The organism is Herbaspirillum sp. NPDC101396 (assembly GCF_044767365.1).
In the GTDB taxonomy this organism is placed as follows: domain Bacteria; phylum Pseudomonadota; class Gammaproteobacteria; order Burkholderiales; family Burkholderiaceae_D; genus Herbaspirillum.
Genome location: NZ_JBIWNT010000004.1, coordinates 609786 through 622675, shown reverse-complemented (window position 1 = coordinate 622675; position 12890 = coordinate 609786). Strand labels below are relative to the sequence as shown.

Sequence of the window (12890 nt, the reverse complement as noted above, 5' to 3'; positions counted from 1 at the left end):
TTTAGCTTATTTTTCTGAATCATGCCAAATCCCAATCGCGGGTCCTGCGGCTTTCAATCCAACGAATTCGAGCAGGAATACGACCGTCCCTCCAAATCCCAACTGAAACGCGATATGACTGCGTTGCAGAAACTGGGCGAAGAACTGGTTGCCGAGCCGCGCGACCGCGTCAAGCGCGTCCCCATGCCGGAAGATGTACGTGACGTCATCCTCGAATGCCAGCAAATCAAGGACCACGAAGGTCGCCGCCGCCAGATGCAATTCGTCGGCAAAAAGATGCGCACGCTGGAGGAGCACGAAGTTGCCGCCATCCAGAAGACGCTCGACAGCTGGCGCGGCCTGTCCAAAGCGGACACCGCCTCCATGCATGCACTTGAGCGTCGTCGCGAAAAGTTGTTGAAAGACGACAACGCCCTCACCGAACTGCTCGCCCAGCATCCCGACCTCGATGCGCAGCACCTGCGCACCTTGATTCGCAATGCCCGCAAGGAACAGGCCGAGAACAAGCCGCCCAAGGCGTATCGCGAAATTTTCCAGATCCTCAAGCAACTGCAGGTTGCGTCGCGTGGCGCCAATGCCGCGGAAGATGATGCGGACGCGTTGGACGATGAGCACGAAGACTGATCCGGACGAACTGCTGATCGGCCTGGTGTCGATCTCCGATCGTGCGTCGGGTGGTGTCTACGAAGACAAGGGGATTCCGGCGTTGCAGGAATGGTTTGGCGCTGCGCTGACCAGCCCGTGGCGCATGGAAACTCGCCTGATCCCCGACGACCGCACACAAATCGAACAGACGCTCATCGAGCTGGTGGATGTGATTGGTTGCGACCTGGTGCTGACCACAGGCGGCACCGGTCCTTCGCGCCGCGATGTCACTCCCGAAGCCACGCTGGCGGTAGCCACCAAGGAAATGCCCGGCTTCGGCGAACAGATGCGCCAGATCAGCCTGCAATTCGTGCCGACCGCGATTCTCTCGCGCCAGGTTGCGGTGATTCGTGAAACGAATGATCGCGCCGCCCTGGTCATGAACCTGCCGGGCCAGCCCAAGTCCATCCGCGAAACGCTGGAAGGCGTCAAGGACGCCGACGGCAAGCAACAGGTACCCGGCATTTTCGCCGCTGTGCCTTACTGCATCGACCTCATCGGCGGCCCGTACATCGAGACCAACGAAGCGGTCTGCAAGGCCTTCCGTCCCAAGTCGGCAATACGCCCGGCCAAATAAGCAATCCTCTTCAACGTGGGCAGGTCAGCTGATCCGCTCCTCCGCACAACATCGCACGATTGATCTGATCAAGCAGCACCTGCAACCGCTGCGGCGTGATGCGCAGGGGATATCCATTCAGTTCGTTGGGGGTCGATGGACGCCAGCCGAACTGCACCAGAAACAGATTCTTGGTTCCTTCAATGACCGCCACCAGGCTGCCTTCGCCGAACGGTGCTGCCGGCCCATAACGATCGCAAAAGCCGCCGCTGATTGAGGTGTACGCACCGTTGGTCATGGAGTCCTTCTGCTTCATCGGCGTGAAGTGCCCGGAGCAACCGTTTTGCGCGCCTTGCAGCACACGCTGCACGATCTGGGTCGACATATGCACGCCGGGGCTGACGGAGGCCGCGCCGCGCTGCACCGACATGTAGCCTTCGCGCCAGGAGTCATGGCTTTCATTCTGCGGCAGGAACTCGACCACGTAGTCACCGTTCGGATCGCCATTCATGTAGGCCAGACGCCAGCCGGTAGGCGGCTGGATGATGAGGTTTTCACCATTGGGCTGGAACAGGCTGCCTTCCAGCGCTGCGTGCGCCGCCGGCATCGCGGTCAGAGTTGCAGTCAAGGTCAGTGCGCAGGCCAGCAGCGCGGCGATTTTTTTCATCGTGGGTCTCCATCAGGGCAGGCGGGAGATTTTCCGCCGGGATCGTCGTATCATGGCGCTTCCGGCATCTCCGCCGTAAAACGTTATTGTGCACCAAGCTGCGCAAACCTGACCCAAAGAAAATACATGTCCGCACCTGCCCCGCTCCAGACCATCGAAATCGAATCCGCTCCCAATCCCACCGCCGCTGTGATCTGGCTGCATGGCCTCGGCGCCGACGGCAACGACTTCGTGCCCATCGTGCGCGAACTCGACCTGTCCGGCAGTCAGGCCATCCGCTTCATCTTCCCGACCGCACCGACGATGCCGGTGACCATCAACGGCGGCTACATGATGCGCGCCTGGTACGACATCTTCACGCCCGACCTGGTGCGCCGCGAAGACGAACCCGGCCTGCGCGCTTCGCAGGCGCTGGTCGAAGCGCTGATCGCCAAGGAAAAGGCGCGCGGCATTCCGGCCGAACGCATCGTGCTGGCCGGCTTCTCGCAAGGCTGCGCGATGACCCTGCAAACCGGCCTGCGCCATCCGGAAAAGCTGGCCGGCCTGATGTGCCTGTCCGGCTACCTGCCGCTGGCCGCCACGATCGAAGCGGAACGCCATGCATCCAATCACGCCTCGCCTATTTTCATGGCGCATGGCCGCCAGGATCCGGTGGTCGTCATCGCGCGTGCGGAACAGTCGCGCGATACGCTCAAGGCGCTGGGCCACGACATTGAATGGCATGAGTACCAGATGCAGCATTCGGTCTGCCAGGAAGAAATCGACGACATCGGGCAATGGCTGGCGCGGGTGTTGCCGAAGTAAATACGGCCGACGTCGAGACGTCTTTCATCAAAGAAAAAGCCTGCGATGTCGTTCACATCGCAGGCTTTTTTCATGTTGCCCCTGGTTTGCCGGAACAACGCTGATTACACGTTGATTACATCGAATAGCGCAGCGTCAATGCAGCGTTGCGCGGTGCGCCCGGCAAGCTCAGGTTCGGGCTGGTGCCGTGACCGGAGACGATGTAGCCGGTGTTGAAGATGTTGTTGATGTTCAGCTGCACCGAGTACTTGGCCGCCTTGTACACCGCCATCGCATCGGCAGTGAAGTAACCCGGCAGGCTCACGGTATTGCCGGGATTGGCGAAACGGCTGCCAACGGCGTTGGCGCCGCCGCCGACCGTAAAGCCGTAACCGATATCCTTGGTCAGCCACAGGTTGGCGCTATGCATCGGCGTCAGGGTAGCGCGCTTGCCCTTGAACGGAACGTTCGCAGGGCTGTTCACGCTGCCGTCGACGGCAACCGATTCGATCACCTTGGCGTCGAGGTAAGCGTAACCTGCCAGGACTTTCCAGCCCTGCTTCAGGTCCGCGCTCAATGTGACTTCAGCACCGTCGGTGCGTTGCTTGCCGACCGGGATGATGGTGGTGGTGCCGGGAATCGTCGCCTTCATGTTGTCGCGTTCCAGGCGGAAGATCGATACGGTGGCATTGGCGCGGCCGTCCAGGAAATCGTACTTGGCGCCGATTTCGGTGTTGCGCGTATTTTCGGGCGCGAGATCGGCGTTGTTGGTCGCCAGAGGCAGTGTTTCGCCGGAAGGCTGGAACGAACGGCTCCACGACAGGTAGTACGATTGTGTCTCGCCCGGTTGCCAGACCAGGCCGGCGCGCGGGCTGAAGGCATTGTCGGTGCGCGACAGGTTGCCGACTGTTGTGCCGGTCAGACGCGACTGTTGCTTGAAGCTGTCGTAACGCAGACCGACCAGTGCTTTCCATTGATCGCTGAAGGCGATCGTGTCTTGCACATACGCCGCCATCGTGTCGTAGGTGCCGAAGGTATACGCCGCTGCGCCGCGGATCGCCGGATTCACGACCGGCAACACCGGATTGAAAATTGAGATGCCGGTAGCGACCGGCACGCCTGCGTAACTCGCCGCATCCTTGCTTTGCTGGCCGATTTCAATGCCATACAGAATCTCATTCTTGACCGTGCCGAAGTTGACTTTCTGCGTCAGCTCGGTCTGGTTGAACCAGCCGTTTTCATCGCGGATCAGCGTCGCGTGATTCAGGTTCATCGTGCGCGCAACTTCATTGACGTTACCGTTGATATTGGTGTTGTTACGATTCAGATGATAGTCGTAATAGCGGAACGCATTGCGCAGCGACAGGCTGTCGTTGAAGCGGTGCGTCAATGTCGCCGCAGTCGACGCCACGCGCGACTGGCTGAAGTCAGCATCGCGCGCATTGGCGGCACCATAGTACTTGCCCGGATCCACGCTGACCGGACGGCCCTGATACGAAGGGATGCCGAAGTCGGTCAGGCGGCGATCTTCGATGTAGTCTGCCTGCAGCAACAGCTTGGTGTCGGAAGTGAACTTGACCTCGACCGATGGCGAGATCGCCGTGCGGTCGATGAATTGCTGGGCGCGGTAGCTGTCGGATTGCTCGCGCGCGCCGGTCAGACGCCACGACACCGTTTCGCCGCTGCGGCCGACATCGATTTCGCCACGACGGCCGGCGGTGCTGGTGAAGCTGACGCTGACGTCGCTGATGTCGACGCCCGGCTTCTTGGTGACGCGATTGATCAGGCCACCCGACGAACCGCGGCCATACAGCACGGCTGCCGGGCCCTTGATGACTTCCAGGCGTTCGACGTTGGACAGGTCGCGAAAATACAGCGCATCGTCGCGGAAGCCGTCAACGAACTGGTCGCCGATGGCGGTGAAGCCGCGAATGAACACCTGGTCGCGCTGACCGTCGCCGGTCGACAGGCCGATGCCCGGCACGTTCTTGAGGATGTCCTGCAGCGAAGTCGCGTGCTGGTCGCGGATGACTTCGGCGGAAATGACGTTGATGGTTTGCGGAATGTCGCGCAGCGGCGCTTCGCTCTTGGTGGCGCTCACCGACGTCGGCGCGACGTAGCCCTCGCGGGCTCCGCTGACCTGGACTTCGGGCAGGCTGCCTGCACTTTGCGCCCATGCGACGTTAGCGTTGATTGATGTCAGCGACAGTGTCGCCAGGACTGCCAGGTAACCAGGCTTGATGCGAAACTCCATTGTTCCTTACCTCATTATTAATGTTAATCGTTCTCATTAATATTAGCTTTCAATTGTAAGTGTGTGTAAATTCTTGTAACAATTTGGTGCCAAACATCCCATAAAACGGCGAATTGTCACGAGTATGTTGTAGTTATACGTCAGGTTTTCGTCAGCAAAGGCGGCACGCTCGCCATTAATTCGTCGATGACGACGCGCAGGCGCTGTGGCACGTGCCGGCTCGCCAGCCACATCAGATGCATGTCGAAAGAAACCTGGGAAAACTCTTCCAGCACCGGCACCAACCGCCCCTGCGCCAGATGCTCGGCAATGCTCCAGCGTGGCAGCCGCGCCAGTCCGGCGCCGTCCAGCGCAGCCTCGGCGATGGCCTCCAAGTCATCGAAGCGCAGTTGATATGGAATGACAACGTCGCGCAATTTACCCTCTTCATCACGCATCTTCATCTGTACATCGCGGCTGCTGCGACCATACAAGATGGCGCTATGGCTCGCCAGATCGACGATACTCCGCGGCATGCCGCGACGGGCGAGATACGCCGGCGCCGCGCACAAACAGGTTTCCTGCATCCCCAGACGACGCGCAACGATGCCGCTGCTGTCGAGCAAAGGACCGCTGCGGATCACCAGATCCACGCCTTCATCCACCAAATCGACGACACGGTCAGTGAACGAGGTGGTCAACTCCAGCGCCGGATAGCGTTTCGCCAGGCGCACCAGCACCGGCGCCACGCAACGGCGTCCGAACAGCACCGGCATGCTCAGCCGCACACGCCCGCTCGGTACACTTCGGCCCGCATTGACGGCGGCCTCGCCGCTCTCGAGCTCATCCAAGGCACGCAGGCAGCGCTCGTAATACGCCTGCCCTTCGTCGGTCAGACTTTGGCTGCGCGTGGTGCGGTGAAACAGCCGCACGCCCAGACGTTCCTCCAGCCGCGCGATGCTTTTTGCCACGGCCGAGCGTGACAGGTGCATGCGTTCCGCGGTGCGGGCGAAGCTGCCCGCCTCTACCGCCTGGACAAAAACGGCGATACCACTGAGCCGGTCCGACATGATTTTTCTCCATCAATTGAAGAATTAAATTCTACATTCAAAAGAAAAACTGCCGCCACATGACGGCATACATCGCCGATAGACTCATGCTCATTCCCATCCATGAAGGAGCAAGCAATGAGCAACACCATGCGGCAATGGCGTCTTCCCCAATTCGGCCGGCGACACCTGCAACTGGAACAGGTCGCGATCCCGACTCCGGCAGACGATGAAATCCTGGTCAAGGTCGCGGCGGCAGCGTTGAATTACCGCGACAAGCTCAATATCGAAGACGGCAGCGGCGGCCTGCAAATCACGCCGCCGCTGGTGCCTGCGTCGGACCTGAGCGGCGCCGTGGTGGCGACCGGCAAGCGCGTCACCCGTTTCCGTACGGGTGACCGCGTGCTTGGCACCTTCTGGGCCGACTGGATTGACGGCCCCTGGCCGGCGCATGCCTTGACACTGGGCGGGCCGTTGACCGGCGCGCTGGCCGACTACGTCGTGCTGAAACAGGAATGGGCAGTGCACGCACCAGCCACGCTGGATGATATCCATGCCAGCACGCTGCCTTGCGCTGCCCTGTCGGCGTGGTTTGCGCTGGTCGAGCAAGGTCATCTGCATGCGGGCCAGACCGTGGTGATCCAGGGCACCGGCGGCGTGTCGCTGTTCGGCCTGCAATTCGCCGCGGCGCACGGTGCCCACGTCATCGTTCTCTCCGGCGACGACGACAAGCTGGCGCGCGCAAAAGAACTCGGCGCCACGCATGCGGTCAACCGCCGCAAGACGCCGCGTTGGGACGTTGCCGTGCGTGACCTCACCGCTGGACGCGGCGCCGACCACGTGCTGGAAATGGTCGGCGGCGACAATCTGCTGCTGTCGCTGCGAGCCTTGAAACAGGCTGGGCGCGTATCCGTGATCGGTACGCTTGGCGAAGCTGAAATCCACAGCCCGAGCGTGCCCTTGTTCCTGGGCCGGCCGACCATCCAGGGCATCGGCGTGGGTCATCGCCGCGGGCTGGAAGACATGATCCGCGCAGTCGATCATCTCGGCCTCAAACCGGTGGTGGACAAGGTCTATGCGCTGGAGGAGTTGCCGGACGCACTCGATCACTTGGAGCGCGGTCCTTTCGGCAAGCTGGTGATGCGCATGGATTGAGTGCGCTTGCATTCAGACGAATCCGACACAAGCAAAAACGGCGCATTCCTTTCGAAATGCGCCGTTTTTCTTGTTGCTTGTTGCTTGCTGATCAGCCTGACTTGGCTGGGATCAACGCTCCGACATTGCATCCATGACGCACAAAGCCGTCATGTTGACGATGCGGCGCACCGTTGCCGATGCCGTCAGGATATGCACCGGCTTGGCGCAACCCAGCAGGATCGGGCCGATGGCCACGCCGTTGCCGGATGCTGTCTTCAGCAGGTTGTAGGCGATGTTGGCGGCGTCGATGTTCGGCATCACCAGCAGGTTGGCGTCGCCCTTCAATGGCGAATCCGGCATGATTTGCGCCAGCAGCTTCGGATCGAGCGCGGTGTCGCCGTGCATTTCGCCGTCGGCTTCCAGTTCCGGCGCTTGCTCCTGGAGCAGCTTCAAGGCGGTACGCATCTTGACGGCCGACTCGCTGTTGCTGGAGCCGAAGTTGGAATGCGACAGCAGCGCTGCGCGCGGGTGCAGGCCGAAGCGGCGCATTTCTTCCGCAGCCATGATGGTGATTTCCGCCAGTTGCTCCGCCGTCGGGTTTTCATTGACGTGCGTATCAACCAATACCAGTTGGCGGCTCGGCAAGATGACGCCGTTCATGGCGGCGTAGACGTTGACGCCTTCACGCTTGCCCAGCACCTGATCGATGTAGTGCAGGTGCAACTGGGTGGTGCCATAGGTGCCGCAGATCATGCCGTCGGCATGGCCCTTGTGGATCGCCATGGAACCGATCAGGGTGTGGCGGCGACGCATTTCCAGCTTGGCGTATTGCTCGGTGACGCCACGACGCTTGGTCATCTCCAGGAAGGTCTGCCAGTAGTCGCGATAGCGTTCGTCGAAGTTCGGGTTGATGACTTCGAAGTCGACGTTCGGACGCAGGCGCAGGCCGAATTTCTTGATGCGTTGTTCCAGAACTTCCGGACGACCGACCAGGATCGGTTTGGCCAGGCATTCGTCGACGATGACTTGCACCGCGCGCAGAATGCGCTCTTCTTCGCCTTCGGCAAAGACGATGCGCTTCTTGGCGTCCGGCGCCTTCTTGGCGGCCTGGAAGATCGGACGCATGAAGGTGCCGCTGTGGTAGACGAACTGTTCCAGCTTTTCGGCGTAGGCGCCCATGTCCTGGATCGGACGGGCGGCGACGCCGGAAGTCTCGGCTGCACGCGCCACCGCAGTGGCGATCTTGATCATCAGGCGCGGATCGAACGGCTTCGGAATGATGTATTCCGGACCGAACGACAAGTTGGTCACGCCGTAAGTCGCAGCGACGATGTCGGATTGCTCGGCTTGCGCCAGTTCGGCAATCGCGTGCACTGCGGCGATTTCCATTTCACGCGTGATGGTGGTCGCACCGGAATCCAGCGCGCCGCGGAAGATGTAAGGGAAGCACAAGACGTTGTTGACCTGGTTCGGATAGTCGGAACGGCCGGTCGCGATGATCGCATCGTCGCGCACTGCCATGACGTCTTCCGGCAAGATTTCCGGGGTCGGGTTGGCCAGCGCCAGCACCAGCGGACGCGGCGCCATCTTCTTGACCATGTCTTGCTTGAGCACGCCGCCGGCGGACACGCCGAGGAAAATGTCGGCGTCAGGGATAACGTCGGCCAGGGTGCGCGCATCGGTTTCGCGAGCGAAGCGCTCCTTGTCCGGATCCATCAGTTCGACGCGGCCCTTGTAGACCACGCCGGCCAGGTCGGTGACGTAAATGTTTTCAATCGGGAAGCCGAGATCGACGATCAGGTCCAGGCAGGCCAGCGCCGCAGCGCCCGCGCCGGAGACCACCAGCTTGACTTCCTTGATGCTCTTGCCGACGACCTTGAGGCCGTTCAGGATCGCTGCGCCGACGATGATCGCGGTGCCGTGCTGGTCGTCATGGAAGACCGGGATCTTCATGCGGTCGCGCAGCTTGCGCTCGATATAGAAGCACTCCGGCGCCTTGATGTCTTCCAGGTTGATGCCGCCGAAGGTCGGTTCCAGCGAGGCGATGATATCGCACAGCTTGTCCGGGTCGGTCTCGTTGATTTCGATATCGAAGACGTCGATGCCGGCGAACTTCTTGAACAACACGGCCTTGCCTTCCATCACCGGCTTGGAAGCCAGCGGGCCGATGTTGCCCAGGCCCAGCACGGCAGTGCCGTTGCTGATGACGGCAACCAGGTTGCCGCGCGCGGTGTATTTGAATGCGTTGGCCGGATCGGCGACGATTTCTTCGCAGGCCGCAGCCACGCCTGGCGAGTACGCCAGAGACAGGTCTCGTTGATTGGTTAAAAGCTTGGTGGGCGTGACGCTGATCTTGCCCGGCGTTGGAAATTCATGGTACTCCAGCGCTGCCTGGCGAAGTTGCTGACGCAATTCTTCTTTCTTGCTGATCATCGAATCCATACTCTGCGTTCTCTTTTAGACTTGTCGAAGACCTGCGATTTTAGCAGAGCTCGGCCCGCTCTCATAGCGCGGATGCAAGCCATTTATGGTGCACCGCGACATTCGGCGAGCCTTTACCGGTGCGGGTTCCGTGGATAAAACAAAGGACGCAATGGTCCTACCAATCCGCACCAAAATAGCGCCCGCAGATGCACCGAAATTCATCGAAGGCCAACGCGTAATATCTCTGATGTATTGGTTACAATCACGCCCATGCTTAGCGAATTCGAACTTATCTCCCGTTATTTCACGCGTCCGATGGCGCAGGACAGTCGCACCGCGCTCGGCGTGGGCGACGACTGCGCCCTGCTGACGCCGGCCCCGGGAATGCAATTGGCGGTGTCGACCGACATGCTGGTCGAAGGCCGTCATTTCTTCCCGCATGCGGACCCGTATGCGCTCGGCCACAAATGCCTGGCCGTCAATCTGTCGGACCTCGCCGCCATGGGTGCACAGCCGATCGCCTTCACGCTCGCCTTCGCCCTGCCGGAAGCGCGCGAAGACTGGCTGGCGCCGTTTTCACAAGGCTTGCTGAAGCTGGCCGACGAGCACGGCTGCGAACTGATCGGCGGTGACACCACCAAGGGTCCGCTGACGATCAGCATCACGGTGTTCGGCGAAGTGCCGTTCACCCAGGCCTTGCGCCGCGACGCCGCGCGCGACGGCGACGACATCTGGATTTCCGGCACGCTCGGCGATGCACGGCTGGCGCTGGCCGGCTATCGCAAGGAACTCGCGCTCGACGCCGAAGTGCTGCATACCGCCGGCGCACGCATGCACCAACCGACGCCGCGCGTGGCGCTCGGCATGGCCCTGCGCGGCATCGCACATGCCGCCATTGACATCTCTGACGGCCTGGCCGGCGACCTCGGCCATATCCTCGCACGCTCGCACGTGGGGGCTCGCCTCGACGTCGACGCGCTGCCGGCCGGCCCGGTCCTGAGCACGCAGGCGCAAACGCTACGCCGCGCCTTCACGCTGTCGGGCGGCGACGATTACGAACTCTGCTTCACTGCACCACAGAGCCGACGCGAACAGGTGCTTGCCGCCGCCGAACAAGCCGGCGTCGCGGTCACCCGCGCCGGTGTCATTGAATCGGTTCCCGGCCTGCGCCTGGTGGACGCCGGCGGCGAACCGCTCGACCTGACGCCTTCTTCTTTCGACCATTTCAGTTCATGACAACAACAATAAACCCTGCCCGCAAGACGTATTCGACCAAACCAGTGCGCCCGACTGCGCGCTTCATGCTGGGACATCCGGCGCGCCTGCTGGCGCAGGGCTTCGGCAGCGGCCTCTCGCCGATCATGCCGGGCACCTCCGGCACGTTGTTCGCCTGGCTGGCGTATGCGGTGCTGAACGTGCGCTGGCCCGCCGTCTTCACGCCGTCGGCGTGGCTGCTGATTATCTTCGTCGGCTTTTTCATCGGCGTATGGGCGTGCCATCGCACCGGTCGCGACCTCGGCGCGCCCGATCACGGCAGCATGGTGTGGGATGAAATCATCGCGTTCTGGCTGGTGCTGGTGGTGCTGACGCCGGCCGACTTCAAGACGCAGTGCTGGGCCTTTTTCTGGTTCCGCGTCTTCGACATGGTCAAGCCGCCGCCGATCGCTTATTTCGATCGCCGCTTCAAGGGCGGCTTCGGCGTGATGTGGGACGACATCGTGGCGGCGTTTTACACGCTGCTGGTATTTGCGTTCTGGCGCTCCATGTAAAACCGCTTCAACAAGAGTATGCTGAACACATGGGAATGCGACGGACTATTCCATGAACTATTGGTGAACTGTTTCATGTCGATGTTCGTCAAGAAGTACATCGCGCCCATCACGTTGACCACCCGCCAACCCTGAAGGATGACATCAACATGGATACCTCGACTGACCTCGCCGCGCGCGTCGGACTCGCGCTCAAAGCCAGGAAATTGCTGCTCTCCACCGCCGAATCCTGCACCGGCGGCGGCGTAGCCCAGGCCATCACCGACATCGCAGGTTCTTCGGAATGGTTCGATTGCGGCTTCATCACCTATTCCAATACCTCCAAGAACGAATTGCTGGAGATTTCCGAAGCATTGATCGCCCAGCACGGCGCCGTCAGCGAAGAAATCGCCGCCGCCATGGCTGAAGGCGCGATTGCCAACAGCAGCTCCGACGTCGCCGTTTCCACCACCGGCATCGCCGGTCCGGGCGGCGCGGTGCCGGGAAAACCGGTCGGCACCGTCTGCTTCGGCTGGAAGGTCGGCGACCAGACCTTTACCGAACGCCTGGTGTTCACCGGCGACCGCCGCGCAGTGCGTGAGCAAGCCGTAGTGCATTCGCTGCAAGGCTTGCTGCGCTTGCTGACCTGAGCTGCCGGCAAACGTGCATGAAAAAGAGCCGCAGCGAGTGATCGCGACGGCCCTGGTTTCTGCTGCTGCGGCTGCAGCGACGCTGCAAGCCGATACGTTTCCTCAGCGATACTGATTGATCGCGTCGCGCGTCTCCAGCGCCACACGGCGCGCTGCTGTGGCGTAGTCTTCGCCGGCCTGCGGCTTGGCGTACAGGATCGCCCGCGACGAATTGATCATCATGCCGCCGCCGTTCGCCGTCTTGCCCGACTTCACCGTCGCCGCCACGTCGCCACCCTGCGCACCCACGCCCGGCACCAGTAAAGGCATGTCGCCGATGATACTGCGCACCTGCGCCAGTTCCTCCGGGAAAGTCGCTCCCACCACCAGTCCGCACTGGCCGTTGGTGTTCCACTTGTCGGCCACCAGACGCGCCACGTGCTGATACAGCGGCACGCCGTCGACCGTCAGGAATTGCAGATCGGAACCGCCCGCATTCGAGGTGCGGCACAGCACGATGGCGCCGCGATCCTTCCACTCCAGATACGGCGCGACCGAATCGAAACCCATATAGGGGCTGACCGTGACCGCCTGCGCGCCGTAGCGTTCGAAGGCTTCGCGCGCATATTGCTCGGCAGTGGCGCCGATGTCGCCGCGCTTGGCATCGAGCACGATGGGAATATGCGGATAGGTGGCGCGGATATAGGTGCAGATTTCTTCCAGCTGGTCTTCCGCGCGCAGGGCGGCGAAGTAGGCGATCTGCGGCTTGAACGAGCAGGCCACGTCGGCGGTGGCGTCGATGATGCCTTTGCAGAAAGCAAAAATGGCGTCGGGCTGGTCCTTCCACTGCGCGGGAAATTTGGCGATATCCGGGTCGAGGCCGACACACAGCAGCGAATTATTGGTCTTCCACGCAGCGGATAATTGTTCGATAAATGTCACGGTAAGCCTTAATATGCAAAGATGCGATATTGTAACGCGCCCGCAGCCCGCCCTACCCGCTTGACGGCGTCGGCAGT

At 61.4% G+C, this 12890-nt stretch carries 12 protein-coding genes; 7 read left to right on the top strand and 5 right to left on the bottom strand.

Annotated features, from left to right (window positions below; genetic code table 11):
- Positions 1-21: 21 nt before the first annotated feature.
- On the top strand, positions 22-624 hold the full coding sequence (yjgA, locus tag ACIROY_RS16635) for a ribosome biogenesis factor YjgA (RefSeq protein WP_402276421.1): 603 nt from the start codon (positions 22-24) through the stop codon (positions 622-624).
- Positions 608-1222, top strand: a complete 615-nt coding sequence (gene mog, locus ACIROY_RS16630; RefSeq protein WP_402276419.1) for a molybdopterin adenylyltransferase — start codon at positions 608-610, stop codon at positions 1220-1222. The genes yjgA and mog overlap by 17 nt, the downstream gene beginning before the upstream one ends.
- A gap of 10 nt (positions 1223-1232) precedes the next feature.
- Here mog and ACIROY_RS16625 read toward each other — a convergent pair whose 3' ends face one another.
- Positions 1233-1868 carry a hypothetical protein gene (locus ACIROY_RS16625; RefSeq protein WP_116435159.1) on the bottom strand — a complete coding sequence of 212 codons (636 nt, stop codon included), beginning with the start codon at positions 1866-1868 and terminating at the stop codon, positions 1233-1235.
- A 126-nt stretch (positions 1869-1994) separates the two neighbouring features.
- On the opposite strand from ACIROY_RS16625, the gene ACIROY_RS16620 reads away from it, so the two are divergent.
- Positions 1995-2672, top strand: coding sequence for an alpha/beta hydrolase (locus tag ACIROY_RS16620; protein WP_402276413.1), 678 nt, complete (start codon positions 1995-1997; stop codon positions 2670-2672).
- A gap of 115 nt (positions 2673-2787) precedes the next feature.
- Here ACIROY_RS16620 and ACIROY_RS16615 read toward each other — a convergent pair whose 3' ends face one another.
- Together ACIROY_RS16615 and ACIROY_RS16610 are read right to left on the bottom strand one after the other, a co-directional pair.
- The gene (locus ACIROY_RS16615) at positions 2788-4905 is read right to left on the bottom strand and encodes a TonB-dependent receptor (RefSeq protein WP_402342504.1); all 2118 of its coding nucleotides are present in this window, start codon (positions 4903-4905) and stop codon (positions 2788-2790) included.
- Positions 4906-5045: 140 nt separating this feature from the next.
- Complete coding sequence (locus tag ACIROY_RS16610; protein WP_402342501.1) at positions 5046-5954, bottom strand: LysR family transcriptional regulator; 909 nt, start codon at positions 5952-5954, stop codon at positions 5046-5048.
- A gap of 117 nt (positions 5955-6071) precedes the next feature.
- Between ACIROY_RS16610 and ACIROY_RS16605 the strand changes: the two genes are divergently transcribed.
- The gene (locus ACIROY_RS16605) at positions 6072-7088 is read left to right on the top strand and encodes an NAD(P)-dependent alcohol dehydrogenase (RefSeq protein WP_402342498.1); all 1017 of its coding nucleotides are present in this window, start codon (positions 6072-6074) and stop codon (positions 7086-7088) included.
- Positions 7089-7199: 111 nt separating this feature from the next.
- Here the strand turns inward: ACIROY_RS16605 and ACIROY_RS16600 are convergent, their stop codons facing one another.
- Positions 7200-9512, bottom strand: a complete 2313-nt coding sequence (locus ACIROY_RS16600; protein ID WP_116435155.1) for an NADP-dependent malic enzyme — start codon at positions 9510-9512, stop codon at positions 7200-7202.
- A 252-nt stretch (positions 9513-9764) separates the two neighbouring features.
- On the opposite strand from ACIROY_RS16600, the gene thiL reads away from it, so the two are divergent.
- From thiL to ACIROY_RS16585, 3 genes are all read left to right on the top strand, one after another.
- Entirely contained in the window at positions 9765-10730 is a 966-nt protein-coding gene (gene thiL / locus ACIROY_RS16595; protein ID WP_402342495.1) for a thiamine-phosphate kinase, read from the top strand.
- Positions 10727-11263, top strand: a complete 537-nt coding sequence (locus ACIROY_RS16590; RefSeq protein WP_402276401.1) for a phosphatidylglycerophosphatase A — start codon at positions 10727-10729, stop codon at positions 11261-11263. The genes thiL and ACIROY_RS16590 overlap by 4 nt, the downstream gene beginning before the upstream one ends.
- 149 nt (positions 11264-11412) lie before the next feature.
- The gene (locus ACIROY_RS16585; protein WP_402276399.1) at positions 11413-11892 is read left to right on the top strand and encodes a CinA family protein; all 480 of its coding nucleotides are present in this window, start codon (positions 11413-11415) and stop codon (positions 11890-11892) included.
- Between the two features lie 102 nt (positions 11893-11994).
- Here the strand turns inward: ACIROY_RS16585 and pyrF are convergent, their stop codons facing one another.
- Entirely contained in the window at positions 11995-12813 is an 819-nt protein-coding gene (gene pyrF, locus ACIROY_RS16580) for an orotidine-5'-phosphate decarboxylase (RefSeq protein WP_402342493.1), read from the bottom strand.
- Between the last annotated feature and the right edge of the window lie 77 nt (positions 12814-12890).